Raw genomic sequence first — 21,814 nt, 5'->3', positions numbered from 1 at the left:
GCATCGGAGTCATTACAGTATTATTCAGCGATGCCTTAACTTCTCAGCGATATAGCGGTGCAGCTCCTCTGCTGAAATGATCTTCAATGCCTCAGCTGCTGTGTAAATATCTGTTTTTTCGAGCAAGGCATGACGTGCTATTTTGCTGGCGTTGTCATAGCCGATTAGCGGTGTGGCCACAGTAATCAGCATAAGGTTCTTGTCGAGGTGTTCTTGCACCCTTGCATTGTCAACGGTTAGCCCGCAAAGGCAATGTTGCGTAAAGCTGTTCATCCCTTCTGCGAGCAATGTCACCGACTCTGCAAAATTTCGAATAATCAGTGGTCGGTAGGTGTTTAATTGTAGTTGCCCCTGTGAGATAGCTAACAGAATTGCCTGGCAGTTCGTTGTCACCTGGATGCAGATCATAGTGAGCGCTTCACACTGAGTGGGGTTTACCTTGCCAGGCATGATGGAGCTGCCAGGCTCATTCTCAGGTAATTTCAGTTCGCCAATAGCAGAATTCGGGCCGCTGGCCAACAGGCGAATATCATTGGCCATTTTTTGTAACACAACAGCTATCAGGTTGACCGCCTGAGCGCATCGGTTAATTTCATCCTGGCTGGAGAGCGCTGCAAACTTATTGGCGTGAGATTGCAGGGACATATCATAGAGCTGATTAAGTTGTTCACAGACCCGTTCGCCAAAATTCTCTGGCGCGTTTGCGCCGGTGCCTACCGCAGTGCCGCCCAGCGCTATGTTGTTAAGGTCTTCACTGGCAGTTCTCAAGGCGCTTTCAGCTTGCTCAAACTGATAACGATAACCACTGACAATCTGTGCTAGCGTCAGGGGGAGCGCATCCATCATATGCGTGCGGCCACAAATGAATGTTGATGTCCATTGTTCTTCAAGCGCGGTTAACTGAATCAGCATTTTGCCCGTTACGGGTATGAGCTGTTGATCAATAAGCTGCTTTGCAAAAATGTGCATTGCCGAAGGGAATACGTCATTTGAAGACTGAGCGCGGTTTACGTGATCATTGGGGTGTACTGGTTTTTTGGTTCCCGGTTTGTTGCCTGCATACGTATTTGCGAGATTGGCGATCACCTCATTAACGTTCATATTGCTTTGTGTACCACTGCCGGTTTGCCAGATACGAACAGGGAAGTGCTCCAGTGATTTTTCTTCGAGTAACTGATCACAGGCTTTCTGTATCAGTATGGCGATATTGCTGTCGATAAGGTCTAGCTCTGCGTTAACCACGCTAGCTGCTTTTTTTATTTTTATCAGCGCGCTGATCAGTCCCCAGGGCAGTGTTTCGCTGCCAATATTGAAGAACATGAGTGAACGCTGGGTTTGGGAACCCCAAAGCTTATTCTCTGGAATAGATACTTCTCCCAGGCTGTCTTTCTCTATACGGGTCATTAGCTTCTCGACATCGAACGGGGTTGTGTTATAGCCAGCGACGCAAACGCATATAGATAATCAGTCCAATAGCAATACCTAACATACTGCAAGACAGATAGAGGAAGGCCTGTCCATCTTCCGTGCCTGGTAAACCTGCGACATTCATACCAAATACTCCGGTTAAAAAACTCAGTGGCAGGAAAATCGTCGCCACAATGGAAAACAGATAGGTTCGGGAATTTTGCTCTTGAGCGATGCGATTCATGATGTCTTCCTGCAGTACCAGTGTGCGCTCCCTGGCTAGATCGAGTTCTTCTACATATCGCGTCATGCGGTCGGTTTGATCTCTTAGGCAATACATCTCGGATTCGTTGAGCAAGTCTTTGGACAAGCGATGTACGGCATCTAATGCTTCTCGCTGCGGCGCCAGAAAACGGCGAATAGCAGCGGTTTTTCTTCGCATTGCACCGACCCGGCCCCGTATACTGCTATCATTATTTTCGGCAGTATCTTCGTAGACAGATAGTTTTTCTTCAATATCATCAATTGTCTCCCCAATACGATCAGCTATTCTTTCAACCACCATCACCAGAAACTCACCTCCGGTGCTGGGCCCCATATCTTTATCAAGCGCTTGCCTTACATCCTGTATGGATACGACACGTCTCTGGCGCAGAGTGATAATACGGTTACCGCTAATCCAGATTCTGAGTGAAACCATGTCTTCGACATCTTCCCCCGGGTTCAGGTTGATGGCACGCAATATGATAATGATGCCGTTATCGAGACTTAAAGCGCGGGGGCGTGATTCGACACGGGTCAGGGTTTCGGCGACCAGTGGATCCAACCCCTGAGACTCCAGCCAGCTTACCGCTTGAGGGTGTTTGTACTCAATGTGTGTCCAGAGTATCAGGTTGCCATCTTGCGGGTAGTCGTCACCAACTTCCCGTCCGCCACCCTGACCATCAAAAAGATAGTTGTGTACGATGCAGCTGTCTTTCATGAATACCCCTGCTCCTGTTTATTGTTTTTACCCATGAATCCCTCTATCAGTCTAGCGCACTAGCTATCGTGCCGGTCAATGATTTTGATTTCCAAGGGTTTGCCGTCAAAGTGTATATCCCTCTGCGGGAAGGCTATTTCAATGTTTTTCTTGCGGAATTCATGGTCAATTGCGGTATTGAGTTCATGCGAAACGGGCACCAGGTTGCTAAAGCCGGAAATAAATACTCTCAGCTCGAAGTTCAGTGTGCTGTCGCCAAACGCTTGAAAGAATACAGAGGGTTTCGGTTCATCGAGCACTTTTGTATTGCTGGCAGCTATTTCAAGCAGGGTTTTCTCAGTCAATTCAATATCCGAACCATAGGCAACGCCCACGCGAATAATTGCGCGCATGATGGGGTCAGTTAATGACCAGTTAATCAGACGCTCGGTAATAAAGGTTTTATTTGGAATTACAATTTCCCGCCTGTCCAGATCGATAATAGTGGTGGCGCGAATGCGAATTCGGTTGACGGTACCAGTCTGGTCTCCAATGGTAACGGTATCGCCAATACGAATAGGGCGTTCAAATAAAATCACAATGCCTGAAACAAAGTTGGCAACGATTTCCTGCAGGCCGAAGCCTAGCCCCACGCTCAGTGCCGCTATTAACCATTGCAGTTTCGACCATTGTGCGCCCAGCAATTGCAAGGCAATAACACTGCCCGTAATGACAATCACATAACGGAAAACGGTGGTAATGGCGTAGTTGGTTCCAACTGCGAGCGGCAGTTGGCTGAGTAAGGCAATTTCCAGCAATCCAGGGATATTCCGCGCACCCAGGAAGGTAATAACAATAACGGCAATTGTTAGCATCAAGTCCCATACGGTGATAGCTTTAAAAATGACCTCTCCGCTGACTTCTTCGGAAACTTCCCAAAGTGGTATGGTGTCGAGCCGCTCAAAAGCCAGGAACAGTTCGGACCATATGTTCCATAACATGATGCCTGCAATAATGGTGATGAGCATTTTTAATAGCAGATTGGTCTGGTTGCTGATGGTTCGCAGGTCAATAGCTTCAACATCGACAGCGGGTAATGCCTCTTCAGGGTGCTCATTTAGATCGATTTTTGCTGCTGAGGAAGCCGCATGTGCTGCTCGTTTTTCCTGTGCTCTTGTCAGCGCAATGCGGCGTTCGCTAATTGAAAAGCTGCGGCGCACGGTACCGTAGAGATACAGGCAGAAGATAAGGGTGGCGAGGGATAACAATGAGTATTTTGCCATTTCAAGGGTTGTGTATTGGTACCCCAGGTATGAGAGTACTATCAGGAACACAGACATCGGTATTGCGATAGCCGGGATGATTCTTGCCGGCAGGGTGACAGGCCGCCTGGGTTTCAGAATATCCTTTAAATGAAAGGTGCGCAGAAAAAAGATAGCTGTTGTAAAGGACACCATAATATAGGTGACACGCCCCAGTCCTTCTCTGATTGCAGGTTCACCATAAGTCTCGGTAATGAGAGCAGCTATTGTCAGTGTGAAAAAGCACCAGATAAACCATTGCATATTCGGCTTAAGGGATTTTTGCAGATGGGTATCCCATCTGAAGTGAACAGGTATAAGTCCCCGATCTTTGAGACTGGCTTGCAGAAATAACATGCCCCACAAAATGGCGGCCCCGTACTCCAGTGAAACAGACAGTGATTGCCAAAAGGGGTACTCGACATGTATTGCGTAACTAACCGAGTAGAACATCAAGGGTATCGGTGTTGCCAGGCAAGCAGTGAAAAATATCGCTTTGATGGTGAGTGATATGTGATCTTTCTTTACTTTTCTGACGTTGGGACTGATATTTCTCAGATTGGCGATAAGTTTAAGCCGTATTTTGAGTAGTGCGAGAAAGGCAACGAACGCGGACACCAGCACAAAACTGTATTGTTTTATGCGTTCCTTTATAGCACTTAATGCCTGTGGCGAGCGTGCATTGCTTACCATATCCGGAAGTGCCTGCCAGCTACCCGCGAGACTGGCGATTGAAAGCCTGGTTACACTTGGCATCCAGAGGAGTTGTTGGTTCAGCAAGTCTGCATAGCGTTTGCTTTGTTCAATTAATTGTCGTGATTGCGCAATCAGTTGGCTAAGGTCATCGATATAGCGGGCATACCCCGCTGACAATAAGCTCAGTGCTTTTTCGTGCTCTGTGGTAATTCTGCTGCTTAGTACTTCGCTGTCAGAGAACAGGTTTTGGGGCAGATTAGTGTGACTGAAGAGGGCGGCTTCGCGCAGACTGTCTATTCGGAATTGAGCCAACCTGACTGCTGTCAGCGCTTCTTCATATAGCTTGAGCTTCTGTTTTGCTACCGAAACATTTATCAGGTTGTCGCGTTGTTTGCGCAGAGCAGCACCAAACTCGGGAGATGATTCGAGCTGGGTGATTTTTAGTTGCTCTGTAACACTGGCATAGCGCTGTTCATACCGTTTGGTGTTTCGGCCGAGTTGTTCCAGTTCGGTAAGGATACCATCGTGATTACGCATCAGCTCTTTGAGTTCCAGCGCAAGCTGGAGGTTGGTTTGAGCTCTTGTTACCAGCGTCTGGTCAGCTTCCGGTATCTGTTCAAGAGTCAGTTTGGCCGAAGTCACAACACGGTCAGCCTCACTTTGCCTGTGATCGGCCATGATATTTTGCAGAGTGGCGATCCTTCGCTCGACACCTTCTATTTCCATTTCGAGCAGGTTTTTTTCGGTATTGAGTAATTCCAGGCGAACGGCTTTACTGGCTAACCGGTGCTCAAGCATATTGATTCGTGCGGTTATACGCTGTGCTTTTGCCTGAATATTGATTGACAGCGCGTTATATGGCCCATCATCGACTTTTATCTTGTTCTGGGCCTCAAGGGTTGTACTGTATTCAACTTGCAGTTGCCCAAGTAGTGCCTGTCCGTCCAGTGCTTTTTCCTGTGCGATGGCTGCTTCAACCTCGCTATAGCGCTGGCGTTTTTCAGTCAATAAAAACGCTTCTCTGCTGGCGGCTGTTTCGAGCTTTGAAAATGTTGCCGAGGTGAGTTTTTCAGGTAGTTTTTTTTGATGAAAATTGTTAATCCGGCTTTGCAGAACCAGTTGTTTTTCTGGTGCTTGCAGCAGTGCTTTCTGATATTCAAGGCCTTCGGCAATAAACTGGTCACGCTTTTCCAAGTGATGAATGGCCTGATCGAGCAGATCAAGGATTGATGATTTTTCTGGCTGGGTTAATTCACTCTGATTTTGGACCTGCTCGATCAGCACTTTAATTTCCGCCACGTCGGGGGAATGTGTACGGTCAGCCACAACCTGACTAACGATAGTGATAGTCATAGTCATGGCCGCCAGCGCTATGGGCATCAGGCGAAGAATGTTTTTGAAAATACGAAATGGCGGCAGTGTTGTGAAGGTTTTATTCATAGCGGCTCAAGTGTGGGATGACTCTTGTAAACAGGCTATTTGCTCACCAGTGTTGATGAATGGTGTTGAACAACGTTGCTAACAATATACCCGTTATACGGTGTATTTTTCGTTACACACCTAATATTGATATACAAAAGACGCACCGGCAAGAGCAATGATATGGCACGCAGTACCGGTGGTAGCCAGAATGGGAAGTCGCGTCCTGTCATCCACCTGAGTATACCTGCTAGTTAGCTGTCATTTGCTGTTACTTGTAGGGAAGGGTGTGGTGCCTACAGTAACCTGAGATCCGCATCCCGATTATTTTCTGGGGTCAGGACTTCCTGTAATGCTTCAATATTCTCAACAATAGTAGCATCCTTGCTGGCAAAAAATGCGATATGAAACATGGCATCACCCTCTTGCACCAGGGGGATATTCTGTTTGCCAATAATAATGCCTGACTTGGTGGCGACAACAGTGTCAAGGATCTCCCCAAAAGGGCTGCCAATATGTGCCAGTGGCGTGCCAGGGTGTACTTGATCACCAAGATTTTTCAGGTTGTTGACGATGCCACTGGAACCCGCTCTGATCCAGGCGCTGCTGTTTGCGATGAAGGGGGTTAATGGCTTGCGGGGCTTTTTTCTGCGGATGAGCTGCAAGTGTGCGAGAACATTCAGGACGCCCCGTATGCCCGCCCGTATTGACAGTTCGTCAAAGCGCAAGGCCTGGCCCGCCTCGTAGAGCAAAACGCGGATATTGGATTCGACGGCGGCTTGTCGCAAGGATCCATCTCGAATATCGGAATTCAGCAATACCGGAACCCCGAATATTTCGGCGAGCTCTCTTGTTTCATCATCGTTCAGGTTACCGCGCACCTGGGGCAAGTTGGAGCGGTGTATTGCCCCGGTATGCAGGTCAATACCGTAATCACAATGTTTAACGATATCTTCCAGAAAGATGTTCGCAACGCGGCCCGCCAGTGACCCTTTTGAGGAGCCAGGGAAACTGCGGTTCAGGTCTCGTCTGTCTGGCATATAGCGATTTTGATTGAGAACTCCGTAGACGTTCACCATCGGTACCAGAATCAGCGTGCCTTTGGAGAGCTTCAGTGATTTCATCTGGATCAAACGGCGGACAATCTCAATGCCGTTAAGCTCATCGCCGTGTACTGCAGCAGAAACAAATACCGTTGGTCCGGCCTTCTTTGCGCGGCGGACATGCACAGGAATACAAATATCTGTATCGGTATAGAGTTTTGCTACCGGCATTTCTATTTGGCGGGTCTCTCCAGGTTTTATGGTAAAACCACCGATATGGAGATTGTTGGCGTTTTGCGGCATATCAGTTCTCTGCTTAACCTTTACCCCGGGTTCGGGTGTTATTCGGTTTTGCGTTCGCTTCGATAAAGGCGTAGATCATACCGGCGATGTCCTTATTAGTTGCCGTCTCGATACCTTCGAGCCCGGGAGAAGAATTAACTTCCATAACAACAGGGCCATTTTTGGATTGCAATATGTCGACACCACAGATATTGAGACCCATGACCTTTGCTGCTTTTGCCGCTGTAGCGCGCTCTTCCCTGGACAGTTTCACCAGCGTTGCAGATCCGCCACGATGCAAATTGGAACGAAATTCACCTTCGGCGCCCTGGCGTTTCATTGCCGCCACCACTTTTTGTCCGACAACCAGGCAGCGAATGTCTGCGCCGCCGGCCTCTTTGATGAACTCCTGAACAAGAATGTTGGCTTTCAGGCCCATAAAGGCTTCGATAATGCTTTCTGCGGCTTTGTTGGTATCTGCCAGCACCACGCCAATACCCTGAGTACCCTCCAGCAATTTGATCACTACCGGTGCACCGCCCACATTTTTTATCAGATCCTTGATGTTGTCTGCCTTGTTGGCAAAGCCGGTACGTGGCAGGCCAACGTCCTTACGGGACATCAATTGCAGTGAACGCAACTTGTCACGGGAGCGACTGATAGCGACGGATTCATTGACACAAAATGTTCCCATCATTTCGAACTGGCGTACAACGGCTGTGCCATAAAAGGTAATGGAGGCACCAATACGGGGGATGACGGCATCGTAAAACGGTAATTCCTTACCGTGATAACGCACCGCCGGACGACTGCGAGTTATGTCCATATAACAGTGCAGGGTATCGATAACATCAACTTCGTGTCCGCGCGCTTCTCCTGCTTCCTTCAGGCGGCGAGTTGAATAAAGGTTTTCGTTGCGTGATAACACGGCTATTTTCATCATGAATACTCTTTTATTGTGTCAATGCTGCGCTTTTACTCTGGCGTAAACGAAAGGCGGGTGGTATCGAGCCAGGTTGTCAGTACGTCATTGTTGAGTGTTACCGCCTCAAGGTTTATTACACGCTTAAGCGCTCGTTGAGCTCGTCAACGACAATCGCCCATTCAGAATCTTCTTTTAACGCCGTTTCCAGAAATTCAGCTTGTGCGCTGTTCCAGTAGTGAGCCTGAAAAATTTTCACTTCAGCGGGCAGTGGTGAGTGGTTGGCAATGAATGCTTCAATCGCTTCATCAGAAGAGTCTAAACCCAGCTGTTCAAAGAGTAGATTCATTGTGATGGGGTCTTCAACCATGATTTACTGGCTCCGTGATGGTGTATGTGGAGATCATTGTTCCAGCTTACCGCAATCAACCGGATTAGGCATCAATAGAGAAGGGCCGTCAACGATTATGCTGAATGCCTGTGGTCGATGGTATGAGATCATTGCAATAAAACGTCTATCACAGCGGTGCATGTGAGGTGGTAGGCATGATTTATTGTGGGCAAGGTTATATTACCTCTGCTTTTTTATGGATGAGGACCGAAAGTCAATCAGCCTCCCTTTGCTGTGCCATTTCATCGATGGCTTTTCTCGCTCATTGTCCAGCCCGTAAAGAAGTGTTGTGCCATTAATCAGATCGTGGAACATACTTGCTCGTTGCACCATAATGGGAACATCGTAGAGTTGTAACAGAGGTAGAATAGCGGTTCGCCATAGCATGCCGCGGTTATCGTAGGCTTCCGTCAGGGTGACTTTCCAGCTATCTTCATCAATATAGAATACCCGGCGGTTGTAGATGTGCGAAACATCGGGTTTCCGGGTGGCTTCGATAACCCAGACACGGTGCAGCTCAAAGCGTAATAACTCGGACTTAAGCTGTGTGCCTTCAATCATTCTGTCATATGTTAAAGAAGGGTCACCGAGCTTATAACCGTTGTAGGGTATATACATTTCCCGCTTGCCCAGCAATTTCCAGTGGTAGCGATCAATAGCCCCGTTAAAGCCAGCAGCGTCGTCAATGGTGGCCATCCCTTCACTGCCATCGGCAATGTTATCGTAAGCAAGATCTGGCGCTCGTCGTACCCGCCGGGCGCCAGAGTTGTATATCCAGGCTCTGCGCTTGCTGACCTCGGAATTAAAAACGTCGTGTACCAGATAAACCGTACCCACCAACGAGCCGGGAGCATCATAGCGGCCAATAAAGTAAACACTGTCGTTGGGCGTCTGTATATTATCCATTTCGGATGACTGGATAAGCTTGGAACACCAGCCAACACGATAGTAGTCGCCGTTTGGAAAGATGGGCATCCAGTCCGTGCAACCTTCATAACCGCCTATCCAGCCATTGAGGTGGTTGAATATGACTTCCTGTGCGCTTGCCGGTATCGGGAATGGTACTCCCGGTTGCTGGTAGCTGGCCAGACCATCTCCGTCGACCCGTGCTTTCCCTGCATTATCGCGTGTGGCCTGATATACAAATTCAGGATTGGCAAAGGTGCGTCGGGTTCTGTAGACAGGTATTTTGAAACTGTCGTAATTTTCCAGTAGCGCCTTTAATCCATCACTGAGCTGCTCACGGTACTGAGTCATGTTCTCTTTCGTGATGGTGAACAGGATGGGGTCGTCGGCAAAAATATCAGGGTAGCCCTGTTCTGGATGCCAGTTTTCTGGTGCAACAGTGAGACCACCGTCCCATGCCGGGATAGTTCCTTCAGCATTGCCCGCCCGTTCAGCACCCATCGGGGTTAGGTCGCTGTTGAGGCGATCATAATTTTTCTCCTGTAGAAGCTCTGCTGTCACGCCAGTTGCCAGTACCAGGTATATTGTGGCGAAGGCCCAACTGATGGAGGTTTTCATTAAATGGTGTCCCATATTGCGTTATTGTTGAGGTTTGCCCAGTATGTACCCTATTATTCGGTACTGTACCTTCAGGAAGAAGAGCGAACAAGGTAGGCCGTTTGAAGCCTGCCGTTTTAAATTGGAAATATAATTCTGGCGAAATACACAAGAGGGGTGACGGTTATGATTGGATACGTAACGATTGGTGTTAAAGACATGGATAAGGCCAAAGCATTCTATGGTGAATTACTGGCTGATCTTGGTGCTGAAGTGGTATTTGATATGGGGCGTATCGCCATGTATGGCAAATCTGCACAGGATCCGATGCTGGCCGTGTGTATTCCCTATAACGAAAAGGAGGCAAGCCCCGGCAATGGTAATATGTTTGCTATTCCTGCTCCCGACAAACCTACCGTTGATAAACTGTATAAAAAAGCCATTGCATTAGGGGCCACCTGTGAAGGCGAGCCGGGCCAGCGTTTGCCTGATGTATTCTATGGCGCGTACTTCCGGGACCCGGATGGCAATAAGGGCGCTTTTTACGTTTTTGGGTAAATGTGTCTGTCAGCTGAATTAAGGATAGCTTTTCCAGACTATTTATAACAATTAGGGATCAGACAGATGACTATGTTAATAGTGGGTATTCTATTATTTTTTCTGCCACATTCAGTTTCGATTATTAACCACCGATGGCGAGACCAAAAGGCCCAGCAGTTAGGGGAGTGGGGCTGGAAAGGTCTTATTGGGCTAATTTCTCTGGTGGGCTTTGTTTTAATGATTAAAGGGTATGGGGACGCGCGCGTAACAGCCAGTGTTTTGTACTCTCCACCTGCAGTGTTGCGACATCTGGTGCTGTTGTTGATGGTGCCGGTATTTCCGCTGTTGGTCTCAACCTATTTGCCCGGGCGAATCAAGTCTACAGTAAAACACCCGACACTGGTGGCAACCAAACTATGGGCACTGTCGCACTTACTGGTAAATGGGGCTTCGGCAGATGTGCTGTTATTTGGCAGTTTTCTGTTATGGGCGGTGGCTGACCGAATTTCAATGAAAAAACGTGAAGTCCGCCCCATACCTGCTGCCCCGGTGGGTCCTCTCAATGACGTAATTGCAATTGCAGTCGGGTTGGGCGTATACGCCGGGTTTGTAGTTAAATTCCACAGTTTGCTAATTGGTGTGCCACTTTTTTGAAAATAAATAGGGTTTTTGAGGGCGGGAAAGCATGAAGTACTCTATGGCAGAATTCCTTGAACCTACAGCCAGTATTGATTTTGAGAATACCGCAGTTTCGGATTTTGCCGCACGGCATGTTCAGGGTGCTAGCAGCGATCTTCAAAAGGCAGTCGGCATTTATTATGCGGTGAGGGATCAAATTCGCTACGATCCCTACAATGTCAGCTTGACGGTTACAGGGCTCAAAGCCAGCAACACTCTGGCCAGGGGCGCGAGTTGGTGTGTGCCGAAGGCTATTTTGATGGTCGCTTGCTGTCGTGCACAAGGAATTCCTGCCCGTCTTGGATTTGCTGATGTGCAGAATCACCTGTCAACGGAACGCATGCGCAGAGTGATGCAAACTGATATTTTTCATTGGCATGGCTATGCTTCAATTTTTCTCGAGAACAAGTGGGTGAAAGCCACGCCTGCTTTCAATATTGGCTTGTGCGAGAAAGTTAATATCAGGCCTTTGGAGTTTGATGGCCTGGAAGACTCGATTTATCACGAGTTTGACCAGGCCGGGAATAAACATATGGAGTATCTGAGGAACAGGGGTGAGTTCGCCGATATGCCCCTTGCTCAGTTAAGAGCGACCTTCGCCAAAGTGTATGGCGACCTTGAGGCAAAGTTGTCTGTAGGAAGCAGCTTTGACAAGGAACTGAGCCAAGAGCATTTCAAATAAATTAAGTCAGTAATAGCCACTGACAAACCCCGGCACCGAAACCGAGGACCGCGCCAACGGCCATCAGTTTCCACTCGTCTTCGGCAACTACTGGATGCAGCAGTTCGAAAAATTCGTCCGGAGCCATGCCTCCAACACGCTCTGCCAGCGTGTTTTCAATATCCAGAGCCTCGTCGATGTAGCGGAACGAACGTTTGTCGGGCTTGTTTAGCTCGTTGAATGATCGCTCGCTAATGATTTTGCGCATTTTATCGTATTCCTGTGGTCCGACAGAAAACACCATCAACGTTTTCATTGTGCCGCTGGACTTTTCCAGTGCTGTATTTACTTCACGCTGAATCAGGTCGAATAATAAATCAGAGGATTTCCCGTTTTTAAGGACTTCCTGTGCCAGAGACTCGGCAGTAATCAGTTTTTCGGCGAATACCTTGGCATAGTATATGGACACTTCATTTTGCCGTCGGACAAACAGCCCCTGCATGGTAAAAGGGCCGATTTTTACTGGCGTTAGAGGCTTCTGCAGCATGTAAATTGCCAGTTTGTTGGTGAGATATCCTACCAGGAGCCCCGCTACAGGCAGTAGCCACCAGACGGGAAAGAAATACCACAAAAACATGACTGGTATCCCTAAGGGCAGTCCAAAATAGAAACCACTGCGCTCCAGAAAGGTAAACTCACGTGCTGCTGCATTTTCAAAAATTTCTACCAGCAGCTCCTTGTGCTGCACCAACCGGTCCATAATCATTTGATTAATATCGACCAGGTCACCCAGGTTGTCCTTTATTTCCCGCACAGTATTCTCGACCATGCCTGGCAGATTTTTATGCACCTCCTGATAAACCTTTTCTTTAATCCATGACGGGGAAGCTGTCCACACAAAACGATTCAGTTTGATACCATAGTTGGTAGTTTCGGACATGACTTCATCAACAATGTCTTCAATCAAGGGATCAATGCGATGCTGCAAGGCGTCAATCAGTTCTGCCGCGTCAATGCGTTCGGCTAGCTCCTCCTGAGTCAGTACCTTCGCCACGCTGTTTTCGACCAGAGCTTTGGCCATGTTCTTGGCGCTGCCGGGAATTACACCTTGCCAGCCAAAAGGACCAATGCCGACAAATTCAAGGGGAGACATCATCATTTTTACAGCCAGCCAGTTGGTTCCAAAACCAACGATGGCGCTGACAACGGGGATGGTCAGATAGACCCAGTAGGTTTGTAAAAAATTCAGGATGGTTTCCAAAGCAGTTTCCTTTTTCGTTTTATTGTTAGTGTTATCGAAAAATATTGAGCAAAACCCTTGGTGGAACAGCAGAACAGGGCGAGTAGGGATTATAAACCAATGTGTCTTAATGCTCACTCTTAAGGTGTTCAGAACCATGTCGATCAGCAGATAATAGCGGCATCTTGGAAAGCAAAAATTTTTAAGTGGGATAGAGATGAATGACACAAAGGTGTCGTAACATTATTCTATAGTCAGGCTGACAAAAAGGCAGACATTGCTGTATCGCTCGAATATTGCACGGTGGGCTACGCAGGAATTTATAAATGAGGTTGTCGAATGTTGTTCGTAGCTATTGCGCTGGCGCTGGTTTTGGTATTTGTGGCACGGTATTGGTTGCTGGCTCAGGTGGTAAAGGTTATTTATTTGGTAACAGCGCTGGCTTTTGGCGCCAGAAAGCGTCGGATTGATGTTATGGATGGGCAGACATGGCACTATCTGGAGGCAGGCAGCCACGAAAAGCCTGTTTTACTGTTGCTGCATGGCTTTGGTGTGGACAAGTTCGTCTGGCTTCCCTATATCAAGGCGATGAAAGAGGATTACCATATTATTGCACCTGACTTGCCTGGTTTTGGGGATGCTTATAGTCAGCGTGTACCGGTAGATTACAGCGTTTACGGGCAGGTTGAAGCGCTTCAAAAATTTGTTGAACATTTGGATATTTCATCCTTTCATTTGGCGGGTAATTCCATGGGCGGGTTAATCTCGGCTATGTTCTGTATTGCCTGTCAGAATAGGGTCAGGACTCTGGTATTAATGAATGCGGCCGGGATTGCCTCCTCCCGCAAATCAGATCTGGATGTGATGTTTGAAAAAGGTGAGCTGGTGCTATTGCCCAGGACCATTGAAGAACTGGACAGATTGTTCGCGATGATTGCTGTGAAACCGGTAAGGCTACCCTGGATTTTCAAGAAACATTTGCTTCACGAAGTAGCGTCCAGGTATTCGATACTGAAGAAAGCTTTTAATGAAGTCATGATGTTCCGTATTAACTCCCCGATTAATGAACAATTATCAAAAATCACAATACCCACACTGGTTGTATGGGGCCGCCTGGACAGAATTCTCGATGTCAGCGCAGCGGAAACCGCTGCTCGGTTGTTGCCGGATAGTCAATTGAAGATACTGGATAAGGCGGGTCATGCACCTATGGTTGAAGCGGTTGCAGAAACCGCTGACTGTCACAAGACGTTTATCGAGCAGCACTTCTAAGTTTCTGTGATCATAGCTATGACAAACGTCATCGTCGAATATCCACCAGTCAACTTGTTTTAGCAAGGTAACGCGTTTATCCTTGACGCCCACACGTGCTGAAAATGTAGCGCGGCAATTTGTTAACACGTTTGTTGTTTATGGGCGGGCCGAGCGGCCTGATTTATTTGATAACCCAAGAGTTTTTCACCTCCAAATCATAGCCCTACACCCACCCCAAAAGGCCTATCATGGACTGGATTCTTTTAGCCCTGGCAGTTTTTAATGCTTTCTCTATGGTCACGATTTACCGTGACCGCCACACAAAAAGACTGGTACCGCCTTGGACGCTGTTTGCCCATTCGCTGATTTCTTCCGAGTTGGCTTGGTTGTGGTTGCCGATGCAGGTAACGATGGCGTTGATACTTTTTGTTTTGGGGGCCACAGAATCCACCTTGGGAGGCTTATCCTTGCTGGTTTTGGTGGTGAGTTGGGTTTTTTTGATGCAGAGCATCAGGAACGCTTTTAAAGCTGAAAAGTTAACCCGCAGAGCCCTTCAAAAAGCTCTGGGCGACAACTACCTTGAAACACTTCCCCCGGAGGTGCGTGCCAAAATCGAGACGGCGACCCATTTCAGGGAGTGGTTAAACCCATTTAAAATGAAACGCCCAGAGGTGGAAGTATTAAAAAATATTGCTTACGGACCACTGGGTGTGATGCACCAACTGGATGTTTATCGACCTAAAAACATACCCGCTGAAGGCTGTCCGGTACTGATGCAAATCCATGGTGGAGCCTGGGTGATGGGCTCCAAGGATCTTGAGGCGTTGCCCTTGCTTCACTATATGGCAAGCAAGGGCTGGATCTGTGTCACGATTAATTATCGGCTCAGCCCCAGTGTCGGCTTTCCCGCGCACCTGGAAGATTGCAAGCTAGCGTTAAAGTGGATTCGTACGGAAGGCAAAAAATACGGTGTGAATCCGGAGTTCGTGGCCGTTACGGGAGGCTCTGCTGGTGGACATCTGGCGACTTTACTGGGAATGACGCAAAATCAGCCCGAATTACAGAGAGAGTTTCCCGATGTGGATACCTCTGTGCAGGCTGTTGTATCGCTCTATGGTGTCTATGATCTTCTTGGCACTTTCCATGCTGACAGCCGCGATTTGATGGTTGGGCACCTTCATAACAAGGTTATCTACGAATCTCCGGAAGAGAACCCCCAGCTTTGGGAGCTGGCTTCGCCGAGCACTCAGATTAGAGGTAATTTGCCGTCAATCATGATCGTTCAGGGGGAGATTGACAGTCTGACGACAGTTTCCGGTGCCCGGTTGTTTTACCAGAATCTTCGTGGCGTTATCCGGCAACCGGCGGTTTATCTGGAATTACCGGGTGCCGAGCATGCTTTTGACCACATGCATTCACCGCGCACCGAGCCGGTGATTAAAGGCATTCACAGTTTTCTGGAGTGGAATCTTGTTCAGTACCGTGCTGATAAGAACATGCCGACAAATTCAGCAGGGTTGGAAAAATCGCTGGACAACCAGGTCGAAGCTTAGTTTACGGTAGGTTCACTCAGCGCCGGTTGTGTTTTAAGGCCATCCAGATAGTCTATCAGTCCGCGCATTGATGCCCGAAATGGGGCTGGGCTGTGGTACGGTTTCGCCAGACCGATCGCTCCCTGTAATGATGATAGAATAAAATAGGCACTCTGTTCGCAGTCGACATTACTGCGAATGCGGCCTATCTCCTGGTCATGTTTCAGTACATTGGTTATTTGCTGGAGCCAGTCATCAAGTGTGTGTCTTAATGCGGCGCAGATATTTTCGTCCTGATTGGCCATTTCTTGTGCGAGGTTGCACAGAGGACAGCCGCTTGATACGGTTTTGGTATTATTTGCAGCCATGGCGTATTGCAGTGTCGATTGCAGTACCTCTACACCAGCATTAGCCCTCTGCAGAGGTTTGATCCAGAGTTCACGAATGGTGCCGTCAATGATCTCTTGTGCAACCGCTAATCCGAGTTCGGCTTTTGATCGAAAATGGTGATAAAAAGCGCCTTTGGTCAGGCCCGTTTTTGAAAGAATTTCGTTAAGTCCGGTAGAGCGAAAACCGTTTTGGTAGATTTCAGCGGCAGCAACATTAAGGATAGTTTTTCGTGTTGCCTGGCTTTTTGTTTGTTCTGCTGTTGACATCTGTGCGTTGCCCCATAGTGATAAGCCCGGTTTGTCTTGATAACCAGGGCGCCAGTGGAGTTGCGTCACTAATAAAACCACTAGCCATACTCTTTGGTATGTTGTTGGTGTCAAATATTTTGTTGGTTATAAGTCTATTCTATTACTTATCTGTTACTTGGCATGTAAAGTTAAAATTATATGCATTCAGACTGGTCAGTATCGCATACTCAGAGGGGCAGTCAACGCTAAAATCTGTTGGCTGCTCCTCCTTTCTGGTGGTTGAATCATATTATTCAACCTGTTTTTTGTCGTCATGGTCACGTTTTGACTTCTTGTAGCCATCGTTTAGCAAAATACTGCCAAGCATACTTGCCAAGATAGCGATAATGTAGGTCATGGTCATGTCTGTTTCTCCTTTCATCTCTTTAGAATATTTTAATCCATACCAGTTGGTATGTTCGTATTATGGTGTCCCGTCCTGAATTTTTCAAACGCTCTATTAGATTTTTTTGTTATATGCATACCGGTTGGTATGCATATGGTTTTTTGACTGGGTGTGACTAGTAATGTCAGGGGATGGAACTTAGGGAAGAGGATGTTTAAGCTAGGATTCGTCAACACTGCATTTAATCTTAAGCTTGGAGTATAAAATTTATGCAAACAGCGCGTTCCCCATATGAAATACTAGGTGAAGAAGGTATTAGGGAGTTGGTTGGTACGTTTTATGACCTTATGGATGAGTTGCCAGATCTGAGAAAGTTGCGACAAATGCATGCTGAAAATCTGGCCCCGATGAAAGAAAAGTTGTCAGAGTATTTGATCGGCTGGATGGGTGGTCCGCCGCTTTATGCGAATAAATATGGCACTGTTTGTATGACGGAGCCCCATGAGCATTATCATATCGGGCCGGACGAGCGTGATATGTGGTTGCGTTGCATGGATAAAGCTCTTGAGAGAACAGGTGCCAGTGATGAATTGGTCGAGATGTTAAAAATACCCATGTTTCGAATCGCAGATCAGGTCCGTAACAAGGAGGGAGCAAGCATTGCAGATTCCGATTCGAGTATTATCGCCGCTGGCTAGCAACCGTGGTTGCCTCAATAAGAGGCAGTCTGCGAATTTTGCAGGCTGCCGTAGGCTGTGTGGCGAGAAGGAACTGTTAATGACGTGTATTTCGCCTGATTTCTACTTAAATGCGCAGCCGGGTTGATTGCCTGCTTTTTTCAGAAAGATTGCCAGTGGGCAAAAACCGGTGAAAGCACCTTGAAGCATATTTGCTCCAACGAAAACGGTAAACCACAGCCAATACACGGAGTGCAGTTGGCTCAGTGCAACGCTGATTAGAATAAAAGCTCCGGCGATAGCAAAAACAAGTCTGTCTACATTCATTTTGGTTCTCCTTACTTAATAGCTTTTAAAGCCTGGTAAAACGGTTAAAGGCTGTTGCAGTAAATACTGTGCATGGTGGTGATTACCTGCTTAACCCTGGGGTTTTTGAGAGAGTAATAGATTTTTTGCCCATCTCGGCGGGTGGCAACCATATTCTGGTGGCGAAGCTTTGCTAAATGTTGCGACACTGCCGACTGACTAAGGCCGACCAGTTCTTCGAGCTCTCCTGCTGTGTGCTCTCGGGTGACCAGCGCACACAGCACCAGCAGTCTCGAAGGGTTGGCAATCAGCTTCAGCAAACTGGCTGCTTCGTCAGCGTTTTCCTGCATTTCTTTGATATTCATTAAAGCTCTGATAAGTTATGTTAATAAATTAGTTGAATCTAATATAAGTATAATCTAATATATTTGCAACAAAAAAATATAGTTAGAGGTGTTATCTATGGCTAGCTTCGGCTTAAAGGACAGCTTTGTCCACTATGCGCTTAACCATCCAAGAAAAATTGTATGGGCAATGGTGTTTTTTACGGTGACGCTGTTAGGTATTGCTGCGGCCCCGAATTTTGTTGAATTGCCGCTGCTGCATCCCATTGCCGTGGATACTGATCCTGAGAATATGCTATCGGAAGATGAGCCGGTGAGGATTTTTCATGACCACAATAAGGAGGAATTTGCTTTATCCGATATGGTGGTTGTAGGGGTTGTGAACGAAGAGCATCCTCAGGGAGTCTTTAATAGCAAATCTTTGGCGAAGGTTTACGAATTAACAGAGTTTGCCAAAACGTTGTCTTGGCCGGACAAGAATAACCCTGAGCAATATCGTGGCGTGGTTGAAGTAGATATGATCGCGCCTTCAATGGTCGATAACATAGAGCAGGGCGGGTTGGGGGTTGTTAACTTTTCCTGGTTGATGCCATCTCCACCAGCCAGCGACGAAGAGGCGCTGCTGGTTCGTCAGCGCGCCCAGAATATTCCTTTTTTGAACGGCACACTGGTTTCTGAGGATGGCAAGGCCATTGCACTGTACTTACCTTTAACCAGTAAAAATATGTCCTACCAGGTGACAAAGGAAGTTAAAGAGTTTGTTGCCGACTGGGAAGGCAATGATCATGTTTATGTCACTGGCTTGCCGGTAGCCGAAGATACTTTTGGCGTGGAAATGTTTATTCAGATGGCCATATCTGCACCCCTGGCCATGCTGGTTATTTTTCTGATCCTGCTCTGGTTCTTCAAGCGATTGATTCTGGTGGTATCTCCGATGATTGTTGCGATGGTGAGCGCCATGGCTTCAATGGCCTTACTGGTTATCTTCGGCAATACTATTCATATTATGAGCTCCATGATTCCGATTTTTGTGATGCCCATTGCGGTGCTGGATGCGGTGCATATTCTTTCGGAATTCTTTGACCGTTACCCGACGATTCGCGATAAGCGAAAAACCGTTGAAGAGGTGATGCACACACTCTTCAAACCCATGCTTTACACCACGTTAACTACGGTTGCTGCGTTTGCATCGCTGGCGCTGACGCCGATACCTCCGGTACAGGTTTTTGGTCTTTTTGTTGCCTCAGGCGTATTTATTGCCTGGTTGTTGACGATCCTGTTTATCCCCGCTTATTTAATGCTTATTCCGGATAAAAAACTGGAAGGTTACGGTCATGTCGGTAGCGAAGGCGAAGAAGACCATACATTAATGGGTCGAGCTCTGGCTTTTACCGGGCGAGTGGCGTCTACCCGGCATACCGCTATTCTTGTGGTTACTTTATTGATTAGCGGAGTTGCTGCCTACGGCGTAACTAAAATAGTGATTAACGATAACCCCATTAAATGGTTCTCGGAGAAACATGATTTACGCACGGCCGACCGGGTATTAAACGAGCACTTCGGCGGTACTTATATGGCCTATTTATCACTGAAACCGGCTGAAGACAAAGCGTTGTTTGAGCCTGATTCGCTACTATCAGGCCTTGATGGGCTATCTGGGGGAAATCCGACTATCATTGAAGGGTTTTCAGAGCAGGTTAAGCTGGTGGTTGAAGAAAAGGTTTCCGCAGTTGCAGGGCTTGCCAGGCTGACAGCTTATGCCGAAGATCAGATGGCTGAAGCGGACGGAGACGACTATTTTGCCTGGGATGAAATTATGTTACTTCTGGATCGGCAGCGCCAGGATGCAGAAGTGTTTAAAAAGCCGGAGGTTTTGGCCTGGATGGATGGTTTGCAACAGTACTTGCTGACCGGAGAGAAGGTGGGCAAAGTGAACTCGCTGGTGGATGTGGTGAAAACTGTTCACCGGGAGCTGCTGTTAGGTGAGCCGACAGAGTTCCGGATTCCGAATACCGCAAATGCGGTTGGTCAGACACTGATTACCTATCAGAACAGCCATCGCCCCCAGGATCTTTGGCACTTTGTTACTCCGGATTACGGACATGCAAATCTCTGGTTACAGCTCACCAGTGGTGATAACCAGGATATGGAAGTGGTGGTTGCATCGCTCGATCAATATGTCACTGCTAATCCTGCCCCTGACGGTATTGAGGCCAAGTGGTTCGGGCTGACGTATATCAACGTTATTTGGCAGGACAAAATGGTAGTGGGCATGCTGGGGTCGTTCCTTGGTTCCTTTGTTGTGGTTCTGCTGATGATGATAGTGCTGTTCAGATCGTTATTGTTTGGTTTGTTATCCATGGTGCCGCTGACTTTAACTGTTGGTTTGATTTACGGTGTGATTGGTCTTATTGGTAAGGACTACGATATGCCGGTGGCTATTCTCAGTTCAATGAGTCTGGGGTTGGCGGTGGATTACTCGATACACTTCCTGGCCAGAAGTCGCGAGGCTGTGGCGAAAACTGGTGATTGGTTCTCTGCAGTTAAGGAGGTCTTTGGTGAGCCAGCGAGAGCGATCAGCCGCAATGCTATTGTATTAAGTGCAGGTTTTTTGCCTTTGCTAATGGCGCCATTGGTACCGTATCAAACCGTAGGTATTTTTATCGCCACTATTGTTCTCAGTGCTGGTGTTGCAACGTTAGTTATTTTGCCTGCACTAGTCACACTGTTCAGGCACTCGTTGTTTAAAACCGGAGAAAGGAGTTAATAATGAAAAGTTTAAGCTTTAAAAAATGGTCAGTGCTAAAAAGTTTTCTGCCATTGTTGACATTATTGGCACTACCGGTTGCAGCGGACATGGCAGGTGCTTCTGCTGACGGTCAGGTACCCTCTGTTGAGGAGATCATAAATAGGGCCAATCTCACCAGCTATTATCAGGGTGCGGATGGTCGATCTCAGGTACAGATGCTAATTACGGATAAACAGGGCAGGAAGCGTCAGCGCAGCTTTACTATTTTGCGGCGTGATATTCCGGAAACAGACGAGATAGCGCAAAGCGCTTACCTGGGCGAGCAGCGGTTTTACGTATATTTTCATCGCCCAGCCGATGTTAATAAAATGGTATTTATGGTGCACAAAAAACTGGATGGTAACGATGACCGCTGGTTGTATCTACCTGCTCTGGATCTGGTTAAGCGTATTGCTGCCACGGACAAGCGCACCAGCTTTGTGGGTTCCGACTATTTTTACGAAGATGTCAGTGGCCGCAGCCTGGACGAAGATGTGCATGAACTCGTAGACATTACCGACAATTATTATGTGCTCAAACACACGCCCAAAAATCCGGATACCGTGGAGTTCAATCACTACCTTATGTATGTCCACAAAAGCAGCTTTATTCCGGTACAAACAGAGTACTTTGACGATAAAGGAGAAAAATACCGGATCGCCAAAGCGCTCAAAGTTGAAACTATTCAGGGCTACTCGACAGTGACGCAATCCAGTATGGAAAACCTGAAAACCGGAACTAAAACCCTGATGAGGTACAGCCAGGTTAATTATGACATTGAGGTTCCGGAAGAGGTGTTTACCGAGCGTTACTTGCGATCGGCCCCGATGAATTATTTGCGCTAAG

At 47.5% G+C, this 21,814-nt stretch carries 19 protein-coding genes; 8 read left to right on the top strand and 11 right to left on the bottom strand.

What is annotated here, in order from left to right; translation table 11 throughout:
* Window positions 1-24: 24 nt before the first annotated feature.
* The 7 genes from H7A02_08215 to H7A02_08185 form a co-directional block, all read right to left on the bottom strand.
* Window positions 25-1,404: a class II fumarate hydratase gene (locus H7A02_08215; protein MCP5172232.1), complete on the bottom strand. Its 1,380-nt coding sequence runs from the start codon at window positions 1,402-1,404 to the stop codon at window positions 25-27.
* A gap of 28 nt (window positions 1,405-1,432) precedes the next feature.
* Window positions 1,433-2,389: a zinc transporter ZntB gene (locus tag H7A02_08210; protein MCP5172231.1), complete on the bottom strand. Its 957-nt coding sequence runs from the start codon at window positions 2,387-2,389 to the stop codon at window positions 1,433-1,435.
* Window positions 2,390-2,448: 59 nt separating this feature from the next.
* On the bottom strand, window positions 2,449-5,805 hold the full coding sequence (locus H7A02_08205; GenBank protein ID MCP5172230.1) for a mechanosensitive ion channel: 3,357 nt from the start codon (window positions 5,803-5,805) through the stop codon (window positions 2,449-2,451).
* 275 nt (window positions 5,806-6,080) lie between these two features.
* Window positions 6,081-7,130, bottom strand: a complete 1,050-nt coding sequence (locus H7A02_08200) for a succinylglutamate desuccinylase/aspartoacylase family protein (protein ID MCP5172229.1) — start codon at window positions 7,128-7,130, stop codon at window positions 6,081-6,083.
* 13 nt (window positions 7,131-7,143) lie between these two features.
* On the bottom strand, window positions 7,144-8,049 hold the full coding sequence (gene rimK, locus H7A02_08195; protein MCP5172228.1) for a 30S ribosomal protein S6--L-glutamate ligase: 906 nt from the start codon (window positions 8,047-8,049) through the stop codon (window positions 7,144-7,146).
* 118 nt (window positions 8,050-8,167) lie between these two features.
* Complete coding sequence (locus H7A02_08190; GenBank protein ID MCP5172227.1) at window positions 8,168-8,401, bottom strand: DUF2789 domain-containing protein; 234 nt, start codon at window positions 8,399-8,401, stop codon at window positions 8,168-8,170.
* 201 nt (window positions 8,402-8,602) lie between these two features.
* Window positions 8,603-9,946 (bottom strand): DUF1329 domain-containing protein, encoded by a 1,344-nt coding sequence (locus tag H7A02_08185; protein MCP5172226.1) that lies wholly within the window; start codon window positions 9,944-9,946, stop codon window positions 8,603-8,605.
* 165 nt (window positions 9,947-10,111) lie between these two features.
* On the opposite strand from H7A02_08185, the gene H7A02_08180 reads away from it, so the two are divergent.
* The 3 genes from H7A02_08180 to H7A02_08170 all read left to right on the top strand — a co-directional run bounded on the left by H7A02_08180 (window position 10,112) and on the right by H7A02_08170 (window position 11,825).
* A complete protein-coding gene (locus H7A02_08180) occupies window positions 10,112-10,483 on the top strand; it encodes a VOC family protein (GenBank protein MCP5172225.1) in 372 nt (123 codons plus the stop codon).
* A 66-nt stretch (window positions 10,484-10,549) separates the two neighbouring features.
* Complete coding sequence (locus H7A02_08175) at window positions 10,550-11,119, top strand: NnrU family protein (protein ID MCP5172224.1); 570 nt, start codon at window positions 10,550-10,552, stop codon at window positions 11,117-11,119.
* Window positions 11,120-11,150: 31 nt separating this feature from the next.
* On the top strand, window positions 11,151-11,825 hold the full coding sequence (locus tag H7A02_08170) for a transglutaminase family protein (GenBank protein MCP5172223.1): 675 nt from the start codon (window positions 11,151-11,153) through the stop codon (window positions 11,823-11,825).
* Between the two features lies 1 nt (window position 11,826).
* On the opposite strand, the gene H7A02_08165 is transcribed toward H7A02_08170, so the two are convergent.
* A complete protein-coding gene (locus H7A02_08165; protein MCP5172222.1) occupies window positions 11,827-13,065 on the bottom strand; it encodes a DUF445 domain-containing protein in 1,239 nt (412 codons plus the stop codon).
* Window positions 13,066-13,383: 318 nt separating this feature from the next.
* Between H7A02_08165 and H7A02_08160 the strand changes: the two genes are divergently transcribed.
* Window positions 13,384-14,316, top strand: coding sequence for an alpha/beta hydrolase (locus H7A02_08160; protein ID MCP5172221.1), 933 nt, complete (start codon window positions 13,384-13,386; stop codon window positions 14,314-14,316).
* A 230-nt stretch (window positions 14,317-14,546) separates the two neighbouring features.
* Window positions 14,547-15,851 (top strand): alpha/beta hydrolase, encoded by a 1,305-nt coding sequence (locus H7A02_08155; protein MCP5172220.1) that lies wholly within the window; start codon window positions 14,547-14,549, stop codon window positions 15,849-15,851.
* Here the strand turns inward: H7A02_08155 and H7A02_08150 are convergent.
* Window positions 15,848-16,486: a TetR/AcrR family transcriptional regulator gene (locus H7A02_08150; protein MCP5172219.1), complete on the bottom strand. Its 639-nt coding sequence runs from the start codon at window positions 16,484-16,486 to the stop codon at window positions 15,848-15,850. The two genes, H7A02_08155 and H7A02_08150, sit on opposite strands and share 4 nt — an antisense overlap.
* A gap of 636 nt (window positions 16,487-17,122) precedes the next feature.
* On the opposite strand from H7A02_08150, the gene H7A02_08145 reads away from it, so the two are divergent.
* Window positions 17,123-17,551: a group II truncated hemoglobin gene (locus H7A02_08145; GenBank protein MCP5172218.1), complete on the top strand. Its 429-nt coding sequence runs from the start codon at window positions 17,123-17,125 to the stop codon at window positions 17,549-17,551.
* A 102-nt stretch (window positions 17,552-17,653) separates the two neighbouring features.
* On the opposite strand, the gene H7A02_08140 is transcribed toward H7A02_08145, so the two are convergent.
* Together H7A02_08140 and H7A02_08135 are read right to left on the bottom strand one after the other, a co-directional pair.
* Complete coding sequence (locus H7A02_08140; GenBank protein MCP5172217.1) at window positions 17,654-17,857, bottom strand: DUF2892 domain-containing protein; 204 nt, start codon at window positions 17,855-17,857, stop codon at window positions 17,654-17,656.
* Between the two features lie 44 nt (window positions 17,858-17,901).
* Window positions 17,902-18,201 carry a winged helix-turn-helix transcriptional regulator gene (locus H7A02_08135; GenBank protein MCP5172216.1) on the bottom strand — a complete coding sequence of 100 codons (300 nt, stop codon included), beginning with the start codon at window positions 18,199-18,201 and terminating at the stop codon, window positions 17,902-17,904.
* A gap of 97 nt (window positions 18,202-18,298) precedes the next feature.
* On the opposite strand from H7A02_08135, the gene H7A02_08130 reads away from it, so the two are divergent.
* Together H7A02_08130 and H7A02_08125 are read left to right on the top strand one after the other, a co-directional pair.
* The gene (locus H7A02_08130; protein MCP5172215.1) at window positions 18,299-20,947 is read left to right on the top strand and encodes an MMPL family transporter; all 2,649 of its coding nucleotides are present in this window, start codon (window positions 18,299-18,301) and stop codon (window positions 20,945-20,947) included.
* 2 nt (window positions 20,948-20,949) lie between these two features.
* Entirely contained in the window at window positions 20,950-21,813 is an 864-nt protein-coding gene (locus H7A02_08125; GenBank protein MCP5172214.1) for an outer membrane lipoprotein-sorting protein, read from the top strand.
* Window position 21,814: the final 1 nt, after the last annotated feature.

It is taken from the genome of Pseudomonadales bacterium (genome assembly GCA_024234435.1).
GTDB lineage: Bacteria > Pseudomonadota > Gammaproteobacteria > Pseudomonadales > Porticoccaceae > JACKOF01.
The sequence above is the reverse complement of the archived record's forward strand: the minus strand, read 5'-3'. Positions and strand labels throughout refer to the sequence as shown.

Bases quoted from the DNA above. Each gene is read 5' to 3' on its own strand.
- H7A02_08170 (MCP5172223.1), top strand. From the start codon at position 11,151: ATGAAGTACTCTATGGCAGAATTCCTTGAACCTACAGCCAGTATTGAT.
- H7A02_08145 (MCP5172218.1), top strand. From the start codon at position 17,123: ATGCAAACAGCGCGTTCCCCATATGAAATACTAGGTGAAGAAGGTATT.
- H7A02_08140 (MCP5172217.1), bottom strand. From the start codon at position 17,857: ATGAATGTAGACAGACTTGTTTTTGCTATCGCCGGAGCTTTTATTCTA.
- H7A02_08125 (MCP5172214.1), top strand. From the start codon at position 20,950: ATGAAAAGTTTAAGCTTTAAAAAATGGTCAGTGCTAAAAAGTTTTCTG.
- H7A02_08215 (MCP5172232.1), bottom strand. From the start codon at position 1,404: ATGACCCGTATAGAGAAAGACAGCCTGGGAGAAGTATCTATTCCAGAG.
- H7A02_08160 (MCP5172221.1), top strand. From the start codon at position 13,384: ATGTTGTTCGTAGCTATTGCGCTGGCGCTGGTTTTGGTATTTGTGGCA.
- H7A02_08155 (MCP5172220.1), top strand. From the start codon at position 14,547: ATGGACTGGATTCTTTTAGCCCTGGCAGTTTTTAATGCTTTCTCTATG.
- H7A02_08130 (MCP5172215.1), top strand. From the start codon at position 18,299: ATGGCTAGCTTCGGCTTAAAGGACAGCTTTGTCCACTATGCGCTTAAC.
- H7A02_08205 (MCP5172230.1), bottom strand. From the start codon at position 5,805: ATGAATAAAACCTTCACAACACTGCCGCCATTTCGTATTTTCAAAAAC.
- H7A02_08175 (MCP5172224.1), top strand. From the start codon at position 10,550: ATGACTATGTTAATAGTGGGTATTCTATTATTTTTTCTGCCACATTCA.
- H7A02_08190 (MCP5172227.1), bottom strand. From the start codon at position 8,401: ATGGTTGAAGACCCCATCACAATGAATCTACTCTTTGAACAGCTGGGT.
- rimK (MCP5172228.1), bottom strand. From the start codon at position 8,049: ATGAAAATAGCCGTGTTATCACGCAACGAAAACCTTTATTCAACTCGC.
- H7A02_08180 (MCP5172225.1), top strand. From the start codon at position 10,112: ATGATTGGATACGTAACGATTGGTGTTAAAGACATGGATAAGGCCAAA.
- H7A02_08200 (MCP5172229.1), bottom strand. From the start codon at position 7,130: ATGCCGCAAAACGCCAACAATCTCCATATCGGTGGTTTTACCATAAAA.
- H7A02_08150 (MCP5172219.1), bottom strand. From the start codon at position 16,486: ATGTCAACAGCAGAACAAACAAAAAGCCAGGCAACACGAAAAACTATC.
- H7A02_08185 (MCP5172226.1), bottom strand. From the start codon at position 9,946: ATGAAAACCTCCATCAGTTGGGCCTTCGCCACAATATACCTGGTACTG.
- H7A02_08135 (MCP5172216.1), bottom strand. From the start codon at position 18,201: ATGAATATCAAAGAAATGCAGGAAAACGCTGACGAAGCAGCCAGTTTG.
- H7A02_08210 (MCP5172231.1), bottom strand. From the start codon at position 2,389: ATGAAAGACAGCTGCATCGTACACAACTATCTTTTTGATGGTCAGGGT.